The 19101-nt window shown below is 53.7% G+C and carries 13 protein-coding genes; 9 read left to right on the top strand and 4 right to left on the bottom strand.

What is annotated here, in order from left to right; translation table 11 throughout:
* Positions 1-4 precede the first annotated feature (4 nt).
* Positions 5-1936, top strand: coding sequence for an ATP-binding cassette domain-containing protein (locus MWU64_RS08150; RefSeq protein WP_247063347.1), 1932 nt, complete (start codon positions 5-7; stop codon positions 1934-1936).
* A gap of 34 nt (positions 1937-1970) precedes the next feature.
* Here MWU64_RS08150 and MWU64_RS08145 read toward each other — a convergent pair whose 3' ends face one another.
* Positions 1971-2402: a universal stress protein gene (locus tag MWU64_RS08145; protein WP_247063344.1), complete on the bottom strand. Its 432-nt coding sequence runs from the start codon at positions 2400-2402 to the stop codon at positions 1971-1973.
* A 114-nt stretch (positions 2403-2516) separates the two neighbouring features.
* On the bottom strand, positions 2517-3335 hold the full coding sequence (locus tag MWU64_RS08140; protein WP_247063343.1) for a hypothetical protein: 819 nt from the start codon (positions 3333-3335) through the stop codon (positions 2517-2519).
* Positions 3336-3677: 342 nt separating this feature from the next.
* On the opposite strand from MWU64_RS08140, the gene fadB reads away from it, so the two are divergent.
* The 3 genes from fadB to topA all read left to right on the top strand — a co-directional run bounded on the left by fadB (position 3678) and on the right by topA (position 9941).
* Positions 3678-5825 (top strand): fatty acid oxidation complex subunit alpha FadB, encoded by a 2148-nt coding sequence (gene fadB, locus MWU64_RS08135; protein WP_247063671.1) that lies wholly within the window; start codon positions 3678-3680, stop codon positions 5823-5825.
* A 33-nt stretch (positions 5826-5858) separates the two neighbouring features.
* Positions 5859-7034, top strand: a complete 1176-nt coding sequence (gene fadA / locus MWU64_RS08130) for an acetyl-CoA C-acyltransferase FadA (RefSeq protein ID WP_247063342.1) — start codon at positions 5859-5861, stop codon at positions 7032-7034.
* Between the two features lie 264 nt (positions 7035-7298).
* Positions 7299-9941 carry a type I DNA topoisomerase gene (gene topA, locus MWU64_RS08125; RefSeq protein WP_247063337.1) on the top strand — a complete coding sequence of 881 codons (2643 nt, stop codon included), beginning with the start codon at positions 7299-7301 and terminating at the stop codon, positions 9939-9941.
* A gap of 77 nt (positions 9942-10018) precedes the next feature.
* On the opposite strand, the gene MWU64_RS08120 is transcribed toward topA, so the two are convergent.
* Both MWU64_RS08120 and gltA read right to left on the bottom strand, forming a co-directional pair.
* Positions 10019-10891 (bottom strand): NAD(P)-dependent oxidoreductase, encoded by an 873-nt coding sequence (locus tag MWU64_RS08120; RefSeq protein ID WP_247063335.1) that lies wholly within the window; start codon positions 10889-10891, stop codon positions 10019-10021.
* 81 nt (positions 10892-10972) lie between these two features.
* Positions 10973-12247 (bottom strand): citrate synthase, encoded by a 1275-nt coding sequence (gene gltA / locus MWU64_RS08115; protein ID WP_247063333.1) that lies wholly within the window; start codon positions 12245-12247, stop codon positions 10973-10975.
* Positions 12248-12723: 476 nt separating this feature from the next.
* Here gltA and sdhC point away from each other — a divergent pair, with 476 nt between their 5' ends.
* The 5 genes from sdhC to MWU64_RS08090 all read left to right on the top strand — a co-directional run bounded on the left by sdhC (position 12724) and on the right by MWU64_RS08090 (position 19089).
* Positions 12724-13101, top strand: coding sequence for a succinate dehydrogenase, cytochrome b556 subunit (sdhC, locus tag MWU64_RS08110; RefSeq protein ID WP_114335565.1), 378 nt, complete (start codon positions 12724-12726; stop codon positions 13099-13101).
* Entirely contained in the window at positions 13092-13439 is a 348-nt protein-coding gene (sdhD, locus tag MWU64_RS08105; RefSeq protein ID WP_247063331.1) for a succinate dehydrogenase, hydrophobic membrane anchor protein, read from the top strand. The genes sdhC and sdhD overlap by 10 nt, the downstream gene beginning before the upstream one ends.
* 3 nt (positions 13440-13442) lie before the next feature.
* The gene (gene sdhA, locus MWU64_RS08100; RefSeq protein ID WP_247063329.1) at positions 13443-15215 is read left to right on the top strand and encodes a succinate dehydrogenase flavoprotein subunit; all 1773 of its coding nucleotides are present in this window, start codon (positions 13443-13445) and stop codon (positions 15213-15215) included.
* A gap of 15 nt (positions 15216-15230) precedes the next feature.
* Positions 15231-15935: a succinate dehydrogenase iron-sulfur subunit gene (locus MWU64_RS08095; RefSeq protein ID WP_247063327.1), complete on the top strand. Its 705-nt coding sequence runs from the start codon at positions 15231-15233 to the stop codon at positions 15933-15935.
* Between the two features lie 316 nt (positions 15936-16251).
* Positions 16252-19089, top strand: coding sequence for a 2-oxoglutarate dehydrogenase E1 component (locus tag MWU64_RS08090; protein WP_247063325.1), 2838 nt, complete (start codon positions 16252-16254; stop codon positions 19087-19089).
* The last annotated feature ends 12 nt before the right edge of the window (positions 19090-19101 follow it).

The following is a 19101-nucleotide window of genomic DNA, read 5'->3' as shown; positions in this document are numbered from 1 at the left end:
TACAGTGCCTTTGTTAACCCTGGATAAAATATCCCTGTCATTTGGTATGCACCCTTTATTAGACGGTGCGTCTTTGAATATCGAGCCGGGAGAGCGGGTGTGTTTGCTTGGCCGCAATGGCGAGGGCAAATCGACGCTGCTCAAAATTGTCAAGGGTGAAATTACGCCAGAAAATGGCGTGGTCCGACTGGAGGAGGGCGCTGCGCTGTCGGTTTTACCGCAGAACCTGCCATCGGAAGATTCGCGCACAGCCTATGAAGTGGTGGCATCGGCTTTTCCTGAAACCGGTGAGCTGCTTGCTCAGTTTCACCACTTGTCTCAGCAAACCGATGAGGCCAGCCTGAATAAAATGATGGCGGTTCAGGAGCGATTGGAAACGCTTGACGGTTGGCGTCTTGACCAGAAGGTAACCACAATTCTGGCGCAGTACGGTGTGGAACCGGATCGGGCCCTGAATACCCTGTCTGGTGGTTGGCAGCGTCGGGTTTTGTTAGCCAAGGCTCTGGTGGTTGAGCCGGATGTATTGCTTTTGGATGAGCCGACCAACCATCTTGATGTGCCGGCTATCGCTTGGCTGGAAGAGGCGCTTTCCCAGTTCCGTGGGGCGATGCTGTTCGTCAGTCACGACCGGGCGTTCATACGCCGTATGGCAACACGTGTCGTTGAGCTGGATCGTGGGCAGCTTGTCAGTTTCTCTGCAACTTACGACAAATACCTTGAGCTGAAAGAAAAAGCGCTTGAAGAGGAAGAGCGGCAGAACGCGCTTTTCGACAAGAGATTAAAGCAGGAAGAGGCTTGGATTCGGCAGGGAATCAAGGCGCGAAGAACCCGAAATATGGGGCGAGTGCGTCATTTGAAAGCCATGCGGGAAGAGCACCGGCAGAGGCGGGTGCGTGGAGGTACTGCCAGCTTTGCGGTTGAAGAAGCGGCGCGCTCAGGAAAGTTGGTCGCTGAAGCAAGGCATGCGGATTTTGCCTATCCCGGGCAGTCTCCGGTCATCAAGGATTTGGAGCTGACGGTTCTGCGGGGTGACAAGATTGGCCTGGTCGGCGAAAACGGCACCGGTAAAACAACCTTAGTCAGGTTGCTGTTGGGTGAGTTGGCGCCAAGCTCGGGTAGCATCCGGTTGGGTACAAATCTGAAAGTGGCGTATTTTGATCAGCTTCGTGGAGAGCTGGATCTAGAAAAGAATGCGCTGGATAACCTCTCCGAAGGCCGGGAGTTTATAGAAATTAATGGGCAGAGTAAGCATGTTCTTGGCTATCTGCAGGAGTTTCTGTTTACGCCGGAGCGGGCACGCTCACCCGTCAGTGTGTTTTCCGGCGGCGAAAGGGCGCGGTTGTTGTTGGCGAAACTGTTCAGTAAGCCGGCCAATATTCTGGTTCTGGATGAGCCCACCAACGATCTGGACGTAGAGACGCTAGAGTTGCTCGAAGAGCAGGTGTCGGAGTTCAAGGGAACGGTGCTTGTCATCAGTCACGACCGGGAATTCCTCGACAACGTCGTCACCGACGTGATCTTTCTGGATGGCACTGGAACAGCGCGGGAGTATGTAGGTGGGTACAGCGACTGGCGACGACAAGGGGGAGTTTTCCCGTCTGAAGCTACTGGTAACCGTCCCGACAAGCAAGATAAGCGCGGCAAAGAAGCGGCCGCAGTCGATAAGTCTGAGGAAGCGCCTGCCAAACAGCCGGCGAAGCCTAAGGCCGTCAAGCTTAGTTATAAACTCAAGCTTGAGCTCGAACAGTTGCCGGGTAAAATCGAGCAGCTCGAGGCTCGTGTGGCTAATTTGCAGGAAGAGATCTCCGGGCCGGATTTCTACTCGGGGGCGCCCGACGAGGTCGCGGCTACGTTGGATGCCTTAAGTTCGGCTGAAGCGGAGCTGGAGGGTGTCATTGAACGCTGGATGGAGCTGGAAGAGCAAGCTGGCCAATGAACTAAAGGGGGCAGGTTGCCCCCTTTTCGACGGCTTAGCGAATTCTGATCGCCATTACATCGCACTCGGTTCCGTGCAATACCCCATTTGCCGTTGAGCCAAGCAGCAGCTGAATACCTTTTCGGCCATGGCTGCCGACAATGGTCAGGTCGATATCGTGTTCGGCCACCAATCGATGAATTTCAGATTCCGGCCGGCCAACCGTCACAATTTGATCTTCCTTACTGATCCCGTACTGCTCGCCGTATTTTCCAAGCTGTTCTCGCGCTGCCTTATCCAGCTGGTCCTGCAGCTCCGACAGGTCCATCGGAATATCTCCGCCATAGGCATAACCAACCGGCTCTACTACGTGTGCAAGGATCAGCTTGGCGCCGTGCGCTTCAGAAATGGCTTTTGCTTTGTCCAACACTTGCGGGGCTTCTTCCGTTAAATCGATCGCCACCAGCATTTGTTTGTACGTCGGCATGCGTTCACTCCTTCGTGATTGATAAGGCATGAATCAAGCATAGTACCGTTGATCGTTGGATGGAAGAGGGGTAGGGCAAGGGCAGGCTGATGGGCTGCCCTGCTAGAATTCGACTCAGCTGTTGCTGCCCATCAGTTCAATGGCGGAAGCCAAGCCGTTGATGATGCCTTTGGAGTAACGATCAATAATAAACGACACGTTGTTGTCGTTGTAATTGACGTATGAGCTGCGGATAAACTGCCATTTTGACGAAATATCGCTAAGGGTCGCTTTCAGTTCGCCAGAGGGCGAGCCCGAGCTCACGTTTTTCAGGTATTGGTCGAAGGTTTCGGCTTGTTCGTCCAGCGGGATTTCGCTGGTCGCACCTTGGAAGGTCTGGGATACCGATGAGTGGGTGCGAGCGGCGTAACGGGCCATCATCTGAGCCATAAGAACGGATGCGGACCGGGCGGATTCTATGCGATCATCGGCCTTCGCGCCGCTATTCTCTTGGGCAACGCTGTACAGCTCGGTTGCCGTTGCGTTCATTGTCAGGGCTGTGTCTGCCATATCGGCCATCAGGCGGAGGTCGGGGTAGCCACGATCACGTACCTCATTGATGTTGTTGCGCATGAGATCTTTGAACTTGTCGAACGACTGGTTAAGCCCCTCGATTTGTTCCGTGGACAGCACACCGCTGGTGCTGGCAATAACTGAGTTCATGGCATCATTTGCTTTGTTGATGGCCACAACAATTCGGTTTAGGGTTTCGGTGTCGCCGGTCGCGCTAAAGCTGTAGAAGGCGTCCACGGCAAAATAATTATTAATGCGAAAGTCATGCAGGTCGGCCAGAAATTCGCCGCCTGTTTCCTGGGCTCGAGCGCCAAACGCTGCCAATGAAAGGAAAAAAATTGCCGAGATAATCGAGGTAAAGCGCGTACGACTGGCGGTCATCGGAATAAGTCTCCGTAATGCGGTTTTATTATTTTGGACTATTATCGTTCAGCGAAGTTAAAGTAACTCCACCGGCTTATCAAGTAGTTTCCGGCGTTTGCGGAGGGTTCCGTGAGCTAGTTCCGCTCAAGGCGCCGGGGGTTTTATGTTGGCTTCCGAAAGAAACAAATTGACAAACGCTCCGTTTTTTTTCATCGTGTGCCCTCACGATTCAAACAAGTGTATGAATTTTTGGATCGGAAAGATCGGGCAGTGACCGAAATCTCGCTGCACAAACAGCCGGTGAGTCGCATCGCGTCCGCTGGTTGTCAGCAGTTCCAAACACAGACTGGAGATCAGTTGATGATTTACGAAGGTAAAGCCATCACGGTTAAAGAGATCGACGGTGGGATCGCTCAGTTGGACTTTGACTTGCAAGGCGAGTCAGTCAATAAGTTCAACCGTCTCACTATCGAAGAGCTAGGCGCCGCAGCTGAAGCACTCAAATCCCAGAACAACCTGAAGGGCTTGGTTGTAACCAGCTCGAAAGACAGCTTTATCGTTGGTGCAGACATCACCGAGTTTACCGAGCTGTTCGCGGGTTCTGAGGAAGAGCTTGTCGCCAATAACTTGAAGGCGAACGAAGTATTCAACGCCATCGAAGACCTGCCGTTCCCGACGGTTACCGCTATCAACGGTATCGCACTGGGTGGCGGTTTCGAAATGTGTCTGGCTACGGACTACCGTGTAATGGCGCCAAAGGCCAAGGTAGGACTGCCGGAAACCAAGCTGGGTATCTTCCCGGGCTTTGGTGGCACCGTACGTTTGTCTCGTCTTGTTGGTGTAGATAACGCGGTTGAGTGGATCGCTGGTGGTACTGAGAATCGTGCTGACGCCGCTCTTAAAATTGGCGCTGTTGACGCTGTCGTTGCTCCGGATCAGCTGGTTGCTGCTGCTGTTGCGATTATCGAGCAGTGCAACGAAGGCAAACTGGACAACCAGGCGCGTCGTGAAGAGAAAAAGGGCAAGATCAAGCTGAACGCCATGGAAAGCATGATGGCGTTTGAAATCTCCAAAGCGTTCGTAGCGGGTAAAGCGGGTAAGAACTACCCGGCACCGGTTGAAGCGATCAAGACCATGCAGAAGCATGCTGGCATGACTCGCGACAAGGCTCTTGAAGTGGAAGCGAAAGGCTTCGCCAAGATGGCCAAGACCAACGTTGCTGCTTGCTTGGTTGGACTGTTCCTGAACGACCAGGCGCTGAAGAAGAAAGCCAGCGCGTGGGAAAAAGAAGCTTCTGATGTCAATCTGGCCGCTGTATTGGGTGCCGGCATCATGGGTGGTGGTGTTGCTTACCAGTCTGCACTGAAAGGCACGCCAATCATCATGAAGGACATCAACCAGGACGGCATCGCGCTGGGCCTGAAAGAAGCCAAGAAGCTTCTGTCCAAGCGTGTTGATAAGGGTCGTATGGACGCTGGCAAGATGGCCGACGTTCTGAACAGCATCACGCCAACCCTGAACTACGGTGATTTCAAGAACGTAGATCTGGTTGTTGAAGCGGTAGTTGAAAACCCGAAAGTTAAAGATGCGGTGTTGCGTGAAACCGAAGATGCGGTTCGCGAAGACGCTATCCTGACTTCTAACACGTCCACAATTTCTATCAACCTTCTGGCTAAAAACCTGAAGCGTCCGGAAAACTTCTGTGGCATGCACTTCTTCAACCCGGTACACATGATGCCGCTGGTTGAGGTTATCCGTGGCGAGAAGACCAGTGACCGCGCTATCGCGACCACGGTTGCTTACGCCAAGGCCATGGGCAAGACTCCGATCGTTGTTAACGATTGCCCGGGCTTCCTGGTTAACCGTGTACTGTTCCCGTACTTCGGTGGCTTCGTAGGTCTGGTCCGTGACGGCGCCGACTTCCAGAAAGTCGACAAGGTTATGGAAAAGTTCGGTTGGCCGATGGGTCCTGCGTACCTGCTGGACGTTGTTGGCATGGATACCGGCAAGCACGCTGGTGAAGTGATGGCCGACGGCTTCCCGGATCGTATGAAGCACGCAGAAACCACCGCTATTGACGTAATGTTTGAAAACAACCGTTACGGTCAGAAGAACGATGTTGGTTTCTACAAGTACGAGCTGGACCGCAAGGGCAAGCAAAAGAAGGTTGTAGACGAAGAAACCTACAAACTGCTTGAGCCAGTAGTACAAGCCAAGAACGAATTCAGCGACGAAGACATCATCGCTCGTATGATGATCCCACTGTGTCTGGAAACTGTACGCTGCCTGGAAGACGGCATCGTAGAAGATCCGGCTGACGCGGATATGGGCCTCATCTTCGGTATCGGCTTCCCGCCGTTCCGTGGCGGTGCGCTGCGCTACATCGATGATATGGGTGTAGACAAGTTCGTTGAACTGGCAGACAAGTTTGCAGATCTGGGTCCTTTGTATCACCCGACCGAGAAACTGCGTGAAATGGCCAAGACTGGCGAAAAATTCTTTGGCTAACCCTGAAAGAGATTTCCGAACGGAGAAAGATCAATGAGCCTTAATCCGAGAGACGTTGTCGTCGTCGATTGCGTACGGACTCCGATGGGTCGTGCCAAAAACGGTTGCTTCCGTAACGTACGTGCGGAAACCCTGTCGGCTACGCTGATCGACGCACTGTTCGAGCGCAACCCGAAGCTCGACCCGAAAGAAGTTGAAGATGTGATCTGGGGCTGTGTAAACCAGACTAAAGAGCAGGGCTTTAACGTGGCTCGGCAGATTTCTCTGCTGACCCGTATCCCGCACGAGTCTGCAGCACAAACCGTAAACCGTCTGTGTGGTTCCGCGATGAGCGCTATCCACACTGCAGCCCAGGCCATCATGACTGGTAACGGTGATGTATTCATGGTTGGTGGTGTTGAGCACATGGGTCACGTACCTATGACTGCTGGCTTCGACCACAACCCGGCTGCATCCAAGTACTCTGCGAAAGCGTCCAACATGATGGGCCTGACCGCAGAAATGCTGGCTAAAATGCACGGTATCACCCGTGAGCAGCAGGACGAATTTGGTGCGCGCTCTCACCGCTTGGCTCACGAAGCCACCGTTGAAGGCCGCTTCAAGAACGAAATCGTTCCTGTTCAAGGTCACGACGAGAACGGCTTTGTGAAGCTGATCGAAGAAGACGAAACCATTCGTCCGGAAACCACTGCGGAATCCTTGGGCCAGCTGAAGCCGGCTTTTGATCCGAAGAACGGTACCGTGACTGCAGGTACTTCTTCACAGTTGACTGACGGTGCCGCTGCCATGGTGCTGATGTCTGCAGAGCGTGCTGAAGCGCTTGGTCTGGAGCCAATTGCGAAGATCCGCAGCATGGCAGTAGCCGGTTGTGATCCCGCGATCATGGGTTACGGCCCGGTTCCGGCGACCAAGAAGGCGCTGAAGCGTGCAGGCCTGAAAGTCGAAGATATCGACTTCTGGGAGCTGAACGAAGCGTTTGCTGGTCAGTCTCTGCCAGTACTGAAAGACCTGAAGCTTCTGGGTGTAATGGAAGAGAAGGTTAACCTGAACGGCGGCGCGATTGCTCTTGGGCATCCGCTGGGCTGCTCTGGTGCCCGTATCTCTACTACCCTGCTGAACGTTATGCAGGCCAAAGGCGGTAAGCTTGGTGTTTCCACCATGTGTATCGGTTTGGGCCAGGGCATTGCGACGGTCTGGGAGCGTCTCTGATCGAGTAATCAAGATCAGTAACGCTTGCTCAGGAGGCCCGGCTTATGCCGGGCCTTCCTGTTTGTGGTGCTCTTGTTTGGTGCCAAAAATCAGAAAAAGACTGTCTCAGGCCAAAGAATGGGTTGTCTTGCTATTCTTGACCCTGTAAAACAGTGTGCCTATACATAATGGCAACCCTTACGTTTCCAGTTGCCTGATTTTTATGCGAGTTTGCGGTTTGTTTAGTTATTAACCGATTCGCCGCCAAGGATATAGATCTCCGATATGGGTAAAAGTCTCGTTATTGTCGAGTCTCCAGCGAAAGCGAAGACCATCAACAAGTATCTGGGCTCGGACTTCATTGTTAAGTCGAGTGTTGGCCACATTCGTGACCTGCCTGTCAGTGGCAGTGGTAGTCAGTCTGACCCGAAAGAACGGGCTAAGCAGGCGGCTGCGACACGTAAGTTGAGTCCCGAGGAAAAGGCCGAACACAAAAAGCGTAAAGCCAGAGAGCAATTGGTTGCACGCATGGGTGTGGATCCTGATCGTGACTGGAGTGCGCGATACGAAATCCTGCCGGGCAAAGAGAAAGTGGTCAGTGAGCTGAAGCGTTTAGCCAAAAACGCAGACCATATTTATCTCGCAACGGATTTGGATAGAGAGGGGGAGGCCATTGCCTGGCATCTCCAGGAAACCATTGGTGGCGAGCCGGATAAGTACCGCCGGGTGGTGTTTAACGAAATCACGAAACGCGCCATTCAGGAAGCGTTTGAGGACCCGGGTAATCTCGATACGGATCGCGTAAACGCGCAGCAAGCGCGCCGTTTTCTGGATCGGGTTGTGGGCTACATGGTTTCGCCGCTGTTGTGGAGCAAGATTGCCCGAGGTTTGTCGGCAGGGCGCGTACAGTCTGTTGCGGTGCGCCTGATTGTCGAACGCGAGCGCGAGATACGTAAATTTGTTCCGGAAGAGTTCTGGCAGCTGCACGCGGAGCTGAGCCCGAATAATGCCAAGCAGCCGGTGCGCTTTGAAGTGACCCGGTATGACGGAAAGCCGTACCGTCCGGCCAACGAGGTTCAGAGCAACGAGCACGTGGCTCGCCTCAAAGACGGCAGCTTCAAGGTAGCCAAGCGGGAAGATAAGCCAACCCGTTCAAAACCGTCGGCTCCGTTCATTACCTCGACCTTGCAGCAAGCGGCCAGTAACCGGATGGGCTTCAGTGTCAAGAAGACCATGATGTTGGCGCAACGCTTGTACGAGGCGGGTTACATCACCTATATGCGTACCGACTCTACCAACCTCAGCAAAGATGCGGTTGAGAGCTGTCGAGCGTTTGTTCAAAAGCAGTTTGGTGATCGCTATTTGCCAGACTCCCCGCGCTTATATGGCAGTAAAGAGGGCGCTCAGGAGGCGCACGAGGCTATTCGGCCTTCCGATGTGACCCGCAGGCCTTCTGATATTTCCGGCCTTGAGAAAGATGCTGAGAAGCTCTATGACCTTATCTGGCGTCAGTTCATTGCTTGTCAGATGGCCGACGCAGAATTTCTGAGCACATCGATTGTGGTGGCGAATGGCGACTATGAGCTACGCACCCGTGGGCGCATCGTTAAGTTTGACGGCTTCTTGAAAGCCGCACCGCAATCGTCCAAGAAAGACGAAGACGTGGCGCTGCCGGACATCAAGGTGAATGAAGCCCTCGATCTGAATAAGCTGGACCCCACGCAGCACTTCACCAAACCGTCTCCGCGCTATACGGAAGCGAGCCTGGTTAAAGAGCTGGAGAAACAGGGAATCGGACGGCCGTCTACTTACGCATCAATCATTTCCACCATCCAGGATCGTGGTTACGTGCGCTTGCAGAATCGCCGTTTCTACGCCGAGAAAATGGGCGAGATCGTCACTGAGCGGTTGGCAGAGTCCTTCCCGAACCTGATGGACTATGACTTCACCGCGCGCCTTGAAGACGAGCTTGACCACATTGCCGGTGGCGATGTGAACTGGAAGAAGGTGTTGAATGATTTCTACGCCAAGTTCCGCAAGCAGCTTGATAGCGCCAGCCAGGCAGATGGCGGTATGCGCGCGAATACGCCGACCGAAACCGATATACCGTGCCCCAGTTGTGGTCGCAATATGCAGATCCGTGTCGCGAGTACCGGGGTTTTTCTTGGGTGCTCGGGCTATGCTCTGCCGCCAAAGGAGCGCTGCAAGACCACGATCAATCTTGTCTCTGGCGATGAGGTTGTGAGCGCTGACGAAGACGTAGAAGGTGAAGGCGAAACCCGGCTTCTGCGCATGAAGCGTCGTTGTGAAAAATGTGGCACAGCCATGGACAGCTATCTGGTGGATGAAACCCGTAAGCTGCATGTGTGTGGCAACAACCCTGACTGTTCCGGCTATGAAGTGGAGCAGGGTACCTTCCGGATCAAGGGTTATGACGGCCCAACGCTTGAATGCGACAAGTGCGGATCGGAAATGCAGCTGAAGACCGGGCGCTTTGGCAAATACTTTGGTTGCACGAGCGACGACTGCAAGAATACCCGGAAGCTGCTGAAGAGCGGAGAGCCTGCGCCGCCCAAGATGGATCCGGTTCCGATGCCTGAGTTGCAGTGCCAGAAGGTTGATGACACATACGTTCTGCGGGACGGTGCGTCGGGGCTGTTTCTGGCTGCGAGCAAATTCCCGAAGAACCGGGAGACTCGTCCGCCATTGGTTATGGAAATCAAGCCGCACCGGAAGGAAATTGATCCGAAGCACGACTATCTGATGGATGCGCCGGAGAAAGACCCTGAAGGCAATCCAACTGTTATTCGTTACAGTCGGAAAACCAAAGAGCAGTACGTTATGTCGGAAAAAGACGGCAAAGCGACGGGTTGGTCTGCCTGGTATGAAAACGGCCGCTGGGTGCCAAGGGACAAGAAGAAAAAGTAACGCCTGGTGTCGAGCTCTACGGGAGCGCCAAAGGAAGAGGCGCTGCCCGTAGCGTGTTCCGGAAATAGCGGTTTGGGTTACGTCTTGCGAAGCCGCTGTATAAGCGAAGACGTATCCCAGCGATTTCCGCCCATCTTTTGCACATCTCCGTAGAATTGGTCCACTAACGCTGTGACCGGCAAAGACGCACCATTTCGATTGGCTTCCTGCAAGCAGATCCCCAGGTCCTTGCGCATCCAGTCCACTGCAAAACCGTAGTCGAACTTACCGTCGGCCATGGTCGCAGAGCGGTTCTCCATCTGCCAGGATTGGGCTGCGCCTTTAGAAATTACCTCCACGACTTTTTGAATATCCAGGTCGGCTTGTTCGGCGAAGTGGAGTGCTTCCGAAAGCCCCTGAATCAAGCCTGCAATGGCAATCTGGTTAACCATTTTTGTTTTCTGACCACTGCCAGCAGGGCCCATCAGATTCAGTGCCCGGGCGTAATGTTCCATGATCGGCGCCGCTTTTTCATAATCGGCCTGATCGCCGCCGCACATAACGGTGAGCTGTCCGTTTTCGGCGCCTTGCTGGCCGCCCGAAACCGGCGCATCAATAAAGCCGAGTCCGGCTTTGGAGGCGGCGGTAAAAAGGTGCTCGGCAATGCCGGCTGATGCGGTTGTGTGATCTATCAGGGTTGCGCCTTTCGGGGCGTTTTCGAGAATGCCTTCAGGGCCTTCGTATACGGCCAGAAGATCTTTGTCGGCACCCACGCAGGTCATGATGAAATCGGCATTCTGAACGGCTTCCGAGATTGTGTTGCAGGCTGTTCCTGAATACTCGGAGGCCCACTTCTCAGCTTTTCCTGTCGACCGGTTCCATGCTTGTACTGAAATGCCTGCGTTCGCCAGATGGCCTGCCATGGGGAAGCCCATTACGCCTAAACCAATAAATGCAGCGGTTGTTGTCATTGTTGATCTCCTTCTTGATCACAAACACAAAGGCCGCTGAAATCAGCGGCCTTTGTGTGTTTTCCGGTGTACCCTGAGCAATTACTTGCTTGGATAATCGCGCTTCGGCGAGCCGGTGTAAAGCTGGCGCGGACGGCCAATACGGTTGGCACCGCTGACCATTTCGTTCCAGTGTGAGAACCAGCCAATAGTCCGGGACATTGCGAAAATAACGGTAAACATAGAGGTTGGGATACCGATCGCTTTCAGAATGATGCCGGAGTAGAAGTCGACGTTCGGGTAAAGCTGGCGCTTCACGAAGTATTCGTCTTCCAGGGCGATTTTCTCGAGACGCTGGGCGATTTTCAGCAGAGGATCGTTTTCCAGGCCAAGTTCGCTCAATACTTCGTGAGCAGTTTGAGCCATAACTTTGGCGCGCGGGTCGAAGTTCTTGTAAACCCGGTGGCCGAAGCCCATCAAGCGGAATGGATCATCTTTGTCTTTCGCTTTCGCGATGAATTTTTCAATGTTGGACTCGTCGCCGATTTCGGCCAGCATATCCAGTACGGCTTCGTTGGCGCCGCCGTGAGCGGGTCCCCAAAGTGCTGCAATGCCGGAGGCGATACAGGCGTATGGGTTGGCTCCGGTGGAGCCTGCCAGACGAACGGTGGACGTTGAGGCATTCTGCTCATGATCGGCGTGCAGAATGAAAATCTTGTCCATTGCGTTCGCAAGCACCGGGTTTGGTTTGTACTCTTCGCACGGCGTGCCGAACATCATTTGCAGGAAGTTTTCTGCGTAGGACATGTCGTTGCGCGGGTACATGAACGGCTGACCTACAGAATACTTGTAGCACCATGCGGCGATGGTGGGCATTTTCGCGATCAGGCGGTGAGCGGTGATCTCGCGCTGCTTCGGATCGCCGACATCCATCTGGTCGTGGTAGAACGCAGACAGGGCGCCAACAACACCGCACATAATGGCCATCGGATGCGCGTCACGGCGGAAGCCGTTGAAGAAATTGCGCATCTGATCGTGCAGCATGGTGTGGTTTTTAATGGTGGTGTGAAAGCGCTTGTTCTCTTCTTCGCTCGGCAGTTCGCCGTTCAGGAGGAGGTAGCACACTTCGAGAAAGTCAGATTGTTCGGCCAGCTGGTCGATCGGGTAACCCCGATGCAGCAGCACGCCGTTAGCGCCATCGATATAAGTGATAGCGGATTCGCAGGCTGCGGTAGAAACAAAGCCTGGATCGTAAGTGAAAACGCCTTCCTGGACTAGCCCGCGTACGTCAATAACGTCAGGGCCGACGGTGCCGGAATAAACCGGAAGCTCAATGGACTTATCTCCCACCGAGAGCGTGGCTTTCCTGTCGGTCATGGTGCTCTCCTGTTCAATTAGCTTTAACAGCTCTTTGCATTTATAGATGCGCGAGAAGGCGCGTATTATCGCAAAACTGGCGGCAAAATATAGGGCGTTAGCTTTTTTTGTCAATCTATAGATGATGAAAACACGGATTTACAAAAGCGAAATGGGGCTCCGAGGCGCCGGATTACGGTGCTTTTCTGTTTTTGATTATTTTGTCAATAAGCTGAATGGGTGAAGCCGGTGTGCGGCTGGCAAGGCTTTCGGGCTTGTTGCAGGTTTGTAATTACCGAGGCGTCTCCTTATAATCCGTAGCCCGGAATCGGGGATGCGCCTGCTTGTCGGCTATCGCATAGCAAGCTATCGGGTTGTCATCCGCCCTCCTGAACCAATCGGTTATCGGTTTCGTATCGATTCTCCGGTCCCAACATACTAACCATCCGCTGCCGGAATATCGGTTTTGCGGAACCAAAAGAGAGTGTGAGAGCGCTGTGAATAGCAAACGACCAGTAAATCTCGATCTCGGCAAGTTCCATTTTCCGCTGCCAGCCATTACTTCGATCCTGCATCGCATCAGCGGCATCATCATCTTTGTGGGTGTTGCTTTTCTGATGTACGGCCTGGATCTCTCCCTGTCCGGAGAAGATGGCTTTAATCGCGTAAATGAACTGCTGGACAGCTTCCTGGCAAAGCTGATTACCTGGGGCATCCTGTCTGCTCTGCTGTACCACCTCGTTGCAGGTATCAAGCACCTGTTGATGGACGCTGGTATCGGCGAAGAGCTTGAGAGCGGTCGCCTTGCCGCGAAAATCACGCTAGTGGTTTCCATTGTTCTGATTATTCTGGCAGGAGTCTGGGTATGGGCATGAACAGTGTAACGAATATCGGTCGTAACGGGATTCAGGATTGGATCATTCAGCGTGCCTCAGCTTATGTGCTGGCTCTTTACACGTTGTTCCTGTTGGGTTTCTTTATCACGACTGACGTTGACTATCAGGCTTGGGCTGCGCTGTTCAATCAGGGTTGGTTCAAGATTTTCAGCCTGCTGGCGTTGCTTTCTATCGCCGGGCACGCGTGGGTTGGTTTGTGGACGGTGTCTACGGACTACATCCAGTCGGCGCTTCCGCGCTTTTTGCTACAGGCAGCTTGCATCCTTGTGATGTTTGTTTATGTCGTGTGGGGCATTCAGATCCTTTGGGGGCTTTAATCGATGGCTAACATCAAAACCATGTCTTACGACGCGATTGTTATCGGTGGTGGTGGAGCTGGTATGCGAGCCGCCCTCCAGCTGACTGAGTCTGGCCTTAACACCGCGTGTATCACGAAAGTATTTCCAACCCGTTCGCACACTGTTTCCGCTCAAGGCGGTATTACCTGTGCGATCGCAAGTGCCGATCCCAACGATGACTGGCGCTGGCACATGTACGACACCGTTAAAGGTTCTGACTACATCGGTGACCAAGACGCGATCGAGTACATGTGTTCTGTAGGTCCCCAGGCTGTCTTTGAGCTTGAGCATATGGGGCTTCCGTTCTCGCGTACTGAGCAAGGTCGTATTTATCAGCGTCCTTTCGGTGGTCAGTCCAAAGGTCCTGACAACCCGACTCAGGCGGCTCGTACTTGTGCTGCAGCTGACCGTACGGGTCACGCGCTCCTGCATACTCTGTACCAGGCAAACCTGAAAGGTGGCACCAGCTTCCTGAATGAATGGTATGCCGTAGATCTGGTCAAAAACTCCAAGAACGAAGTTGTTGGTGTTGTGGCCATCGAAATTGAAACCGGCGAAGTTGCCTACATCAAAGCCAAGGCAACCGTTCTGGCCACTGGTGGTGCTGGTCGTATTTATGCGTCTACCACCAACGCACTGATCAATACTGGTGACGGTATTGGTATGGCGCTGCGTGCCGGCTTCCCGGTTCAGGATATGGAAATGTGGCAGTTCCACCCGACTGGCATCTACGGTGCTGGTACGTTGGTAACCGAGGGTTGCCGGGGTGAGGGCGGTTATCTGATCAACTCCGAAGGCGAGCGTTTTATGGAGCGTTATGCTCCGAACGCGAAAGACCTTGCGGGTCGTGACGTTGTTGCGCGCTCCATGGTTCTGGAAATCCTGGAAGGGCGTGGTTGCGGCCCTGAAAAGGATCACGTACTGCTGAAGCTGGATCACCTGGGTGAAGAAACGCTGAATCTGCGTCTGCCGGGTATTTGTGAGCTTTCACGTACGTTCGCTCACGTGGATCCTGTTAAGGAGCCGGTGCCGGTTGTTCCGACCTGTCACTACATGATGGGTGGTATCCCCACTAATGTTGGCGGTCAGGCCCTGACTCAGGACGAAAGCGGCAACGATCAGCCTATCCCGGGTCTGTTTGCTTGTGGTGAAGCGGCTTGTGTGTCGGTTCACGGTGCCAACCGTCTGGGTGGTAACTCGCTGCTCGACTTGGTGGTCTTCGGTCGTGCGGCTGGTCTGCACATTGAAGAGCAGATTCGTGGTGGCTTCGACGTTGATGGTGCCAGCGATGAAGATATCAAGCGTGCGATGGCGCGTTTGGATCGACTGAACAGTGCATCTGAAGGTGAGGATGTTGCAACGGTTCGTAAAGATCTGCAGAACTGCATGCAGTTGTATTTCGGCGTATTCCGTGACGGCAAGAGCATGGAAGAAGGGCTGAAGAAACTGGAAGCGATCGGTGAGCGGGTCCGTAAGACCAAGCTTGCTGATTCCAGTCAGGCCTTTAACACCGCGCGTATCGAAGCGCTTGAGCTTGATAACCTGTACGAGGTTGCTTTGGCGACCGCTATTTCGGCTCATGAGCGTAAAGAAAGCCGTGGAGCGCACGCCCGTAACGACTTTACCGAGCGCGATGACGAGAACTGGCTGAAGCACTCCATGTACTTCCCGCTCGAAAAACGTGTGGGCAAGCGCGACGTGAACTTTGCGCCGAAGACTGTTCCGACCTTCGAGCCGAAAGTCCGGACCTACTAAGGGGAGATTCTGAATATGTTGGTAAGTCTGTATCGCTACAATCCAGAAGCTGATAACGCCCCTTACATGCAGGACGTTGAAGTCGAGATCCCTGCAGGCAAAGACCTTATGGTTCTGGACGTGCTGAACCTCGTGAAGGAAAAAGATCCTTCAATGAGTTATCGCCGTTCGTGCCGTGAAGGTGTATGCGGCTCTGATGGTATGAATATGAACGGCAAGAATGGCTTGGCTTGCATTACGCCGGTTTCCGACGTGGTCAAGAACAACAAGTTGGTTCTGCGCCCGCTGCCGGGTCTTCCAGTCATTCGTGATCTGGTCGTCGATATGGGTCTTTTCTACAAGCAGTACGAAAAGGTTATGCCATATTTGGTGAACGACAAGCCGGCGCCAGCTATTGAGCGCCTGCAGTCGCCCGAAGAGCGTGAGAAGCTGGACGGTCTGTACGAGTGTATTCTTTGTGCGTGCTGTTCAACGTCGTGCCCATCGTTCTGGTGGAACCCCGATAAGTTCATTGGTCCGGCAGGTTTGTTACAAGCCTATCGCTTCCTTGCTGACAGCCGTGATACGGCTCAGGCAGAGCGTCTGGCCGAGCTTGACGACCCGTTCAGTGTGTTCCGCTGCAGGGGTATCATGAACTGCGTAAGCGTGTGCCCGAAAGGCCTGAATCCGACTAAGGCGATTGGCCACATTCGGAATTTGTTGCTGCAAAGGGCCACCTGACCGGCAAAACTTGAAGAAATAGCTATACTGGTTACCCGATGCCAGTTAGCACTCCTGAAGGCCTCGCTTATGCGGGGCCTTCAACCAAAGGCTTATAGTCAAAAGTCTTACCGGGATGCAAACTGACTCCGCTGCCTGGTTTGCCTTCCTATGGTTTCCTTGCAGTGTCGCTGAGCACAAAAAAATCACAGGGGACGGAATCTTCCGTAATGGTTGTGGTTTCCGGTTGTCATGACGTAATAACCCGTATTGACTGGAAAATACCACTGGCCGACCATACCCGCTCCCCCGCACCAGCCAAGGTGAGCTATTCAAAATGCACGAAAGCATCATGGAGCAGTTATGGCAGACTTCCCACTTGCAGGGTGGAAATCTAGCCTATGTTGAACAGCTTTTTGAAACCTACCTGACAGACCCCAATGCTATTCCTGAAGAGTGGCGGAGCTACTTTGATAAGCTCCCGAGTGTCGATGGCCATCAAGGTCGTGACGTTATCCACTCGACAATCCGTGAACAGTTTGAACACATCTCGCGAAACCAGCGCTTTTTGGCCAGTGGCGGCGTTCCGGCCAGCGCCACATCCGATGCTGACAAAAAGCAGATTCGTGTTCTTCAGCTGATTAACGCGTACCGTTTCCGCGGACATCAGGAATCCAAGCTTGACCCTCTGGGTGTCTGGCAGCGTGAACCTGTCGAAGATCTTGATCCGGCGTTTCATGATCTGCATGAATCCGATCTCGATCTCGAGTTTCAGACCGGCTCTTTGAGCTTTGGTTCCGAAACAATGAAGCTCAGAGACATTGTCGACGGGCTTCGCCAAACCTATTGCCAAAGTATCGGCGCAGAGTACATGCACGTGGTGGACACCCGCATCAAGCGGTGGTTCCAGCAGCGCATGGAGCCGGTACGTTCCCGTCCGCAGTATGAGCCTGAAACCCGCAAGCACCTTCTGGAGCGCCTGACCGCTGCTGAAGGGCTTGAGAAATATCTGGGCTCACGCTATCCGGGCGTTAAGCGCTTCGGCCTTGAAGGCGGCGAGAGTCTTATTCCTTGTCTCGACGAATTGATTCAGCGTGCCGGCTCATATGGCGCGAAAGAAATCGTCCTGGGTATGGCGCACCGTGGCCGTCTGAACGTGTTGGTTAACACGCTCGGCAAGAACCCGAAAGAATTGTTTGACGAGTTCGAAGGTAAGAAGCTGGCGGATTCCGGCTCTGGTGACGTGAAGTATCACCAAGGCTTCTCTTCCAACGTCATGACACCGGGCGGTGAAGTTCATCTGGCGATGGCGTTTAACCCGTCGCACCTGGAAATTGTTGCACCGGTTGTTGTTGGTTCGGTTCGAGCGCGCCAGGATCGCCGTAACGATACAGACGGCAGCAAAGTGTTGCCGATCGTGATGCACGGTGATGCGGCATTTGCCGGGCAGGGCGTGGTGATGGAAACCTTCCAGATGTCCCAGACCCGGGGCTTTGGAGTGGGTGGCACCATCCACATCGTGATCAACAACCAGGTTGGCTTTACGACAAGCCGTCAGGAAGATGCACGCTCCACAGAGTACTGCACCGACGTGGCGAAGATGGTGCAAGCGCCCATTCTTCACGTGAATGCAGATGACCCTGAAGCGGTGATGTTCGCGACGCATTTGGCCGTTGATTACCGCAACGAGTTCAAGCGTGATGTCGTGATTGATCTGGTTTGCTACCGCCGTCGTGGCCACAACGAGGCCGACGAGCCAGCGGCTACTCAGCCGTTGATGTACGAAAAAATTCGCAAGCTGAAAACCACACGTAACATCTACGCCGACCAGTTGATGCAGGACGGCATCCTCAATGAGGATGAAGCCAAGCAGATGGAAACTGAATACCGGGATGCGCTCGACAATGGCGAGCATGTGGTTAAATCGTTGGTTAAAGAGCCAAACAAAGGTCTCTATGTTGATTGGACTCCCTACTTGGGCCACGAGTGGACGGCCAAGTGTAAAACCAGCGTAGCGGCTAAAACGATCAAAAAGTTGGGTACGAAGTTGACGCAGGTCCCGGAAGGATTCAGCGTGCAGCGCCAGGTATCCAAGATCGTTAACGATCGCGAGAAGATGACCGCCGGCGCGTTGCCTCTGAACTGGGGCTACGGTGAGATGATGTCTTACGCGACGCTGCTCAATGAAGGCCATCAGATCCGTCTGACTGGTCAGGACGTAGGTCGTGGTACCTTCTCTCACCGCCACGCGGTACTGCACAACCAGAAGGATGGTTCTGCTTACATCTCTCTGCAGGCTCTGTCAGACGACCAACCGAACTTCGATATCTACGACTCGTTGTTGTCAGAAGAAGCGGTTATGGCCTTCGAGTATGGCTATGCGACAACTCAGCCAGACGCGTTGATCATTTGGGAAGCGCAGTTTGGTGATTTCGCTAACGGTGCGCAGGTGGTTATTGACCAGTTCCTGACCAGTGGTGAGCATAAGTGGGGCCGTTTGTGTGGCCTGACGCTGCTGTTGCCGCACGGCTACGAAGGCCAGGGGCCAGAGCACAGTTCAGCCCGTCTGGAACGCTTCCTGCAGCTTTGTGCGCAGCACAATATTCAGGTGTGTGTACCGACAACGCCGTCGCAGATATTCCATATGTTGCGCCGTCAGGTTAAGCGCCCCTTGCGCAAGCCTTTGATTGCCATTACGCCTAAGAGCTTGTTGCGTCACAAAGAGGCTATATCTAGCCTGGACGATCTGACGTCTGGAACCTTCCAGACCGTGTTACCTGAAAAGGAACTGCCGGATCCGAAGAAGGTGACTCGCCTGATCATGTGCAGCGGCAAGGTGTATTACGATCTGCTGGATAAAAAGAAGGCAGATGAGCGTGATGACGTAGCTTTGGTTCGTATCGAGCAGCTGTACCCATTCCCGGCTGACGATCTGGATGAAATTCTGGGTCAGTATCCTAAGCTGAAAAACGTGGTTTGGTGTCAGGAAGAACCAATGAACCAGGGTGCTTGGTACCCGAGTCAGCACCATATGCGTAATGCGCTTCAGCGCCTGAACCCCAAACTCTACCTTCAGTATGCCGGTCGTGAGCCTTCTGCTGCTCCTGCGTGCGGACACATGTCTGTACACATCGAAGAGCAGAAGAAGTTGGTTAACGACGCGTTCGAAATCTGACGAGCTACCGAG

Origin of the sequence: Marinobacter sp. S0848L, assembly GCF_023016065.1 — a bacterium.
In the GTDB taxonomy this organism is placed as follows: Bacteria; Pseudomonadota; Gammaproteobacteria; order Pseudomonadales; family Oleiphilaceae; genus Marinobacter.
Note: the sequence above shows the minus strand (reverse complement) of the source record. Positions and strands in the feature narration are given on the sequence as shown.

Excerpts from the sequence above, each read along its gene's own strand:
- MWU64_RS08145 (WP_247063344.1), bottom strand. The coding sequence starts at position 2,402 with ATGCCGACGTACAAACAAATGCTGGTGGCGATCGATTTAACGGAAGAA.
- MWU64_RS08140 (WP_247063343.1), bottom strand. The coding sequence starts at position 3,335 with ATGACCGCCAGTCGTACGCGCTTTACCTCGATTATCTCGGCAATTTTT.
- fadB (WP_247063671.1), top strand. The coding sequence starts at position 3,678 with ATGATTTACGAAGGTAAAGCCATCACGGTTAAAGAGATCGACGGTGGG.
- fadA (WP_247063342.1), top strand. The coding sequence starts at position 5,859 with ATGAGCCTTAATCCGAGAGACGTTGTCGTCGTCGATTGCGTACGGACT.
- topA (WP_247063337.1), top strand. The coding sequence starts at position 7,299 with ATGGGTAAAAGTCTCGTTATTGTCGAGTCTCCAGCGAAAGCGAAGACC.
- MWU64_RS08120 (WP_247063335.1), bottom strand. The coding sequence starts at position 10,891 with ATGACAACAACCGCTGCATTTATTGGTTTAGGCGTAATGGGCTTCCCC.
- gltA (WP_247063333.1), bottom strand. The coding sequence starts at position 12,247 with ATGACCGACAGGAAAGCCACGCTCTCGGTGGGAGATAAGTCCATTGAG.
- sdhD (WP_247063331.1), top strand. The coding sequence starts at position 13,092 with ATGGGCATGAACAGTGTAACGAATATCGGTCGTAACGGGATTCAGGAT.
- sdhA (WP_247063329.1), top strand. The coding sequence starts at position 13,443 with ATGGCTAACATCAAAACCATGTCTTACGACGCGATTGTTATCGGTGGT.
- MWU64_RS08095 (WP_247063327.1), top strand. The coding sequence starts at position 15,231 with ATGTTGGTAAGTCTGTATCGCTACAATCCAGAAGCTGATAACGCCCCT.
- MWU64_RS08090 (WP_247063325.1), top strand. The coding sequence starts at position 16,252 with ATGCACGAAAGCATCATGGAGCAGTTATGGCAGACTTCCCACTTGCAG.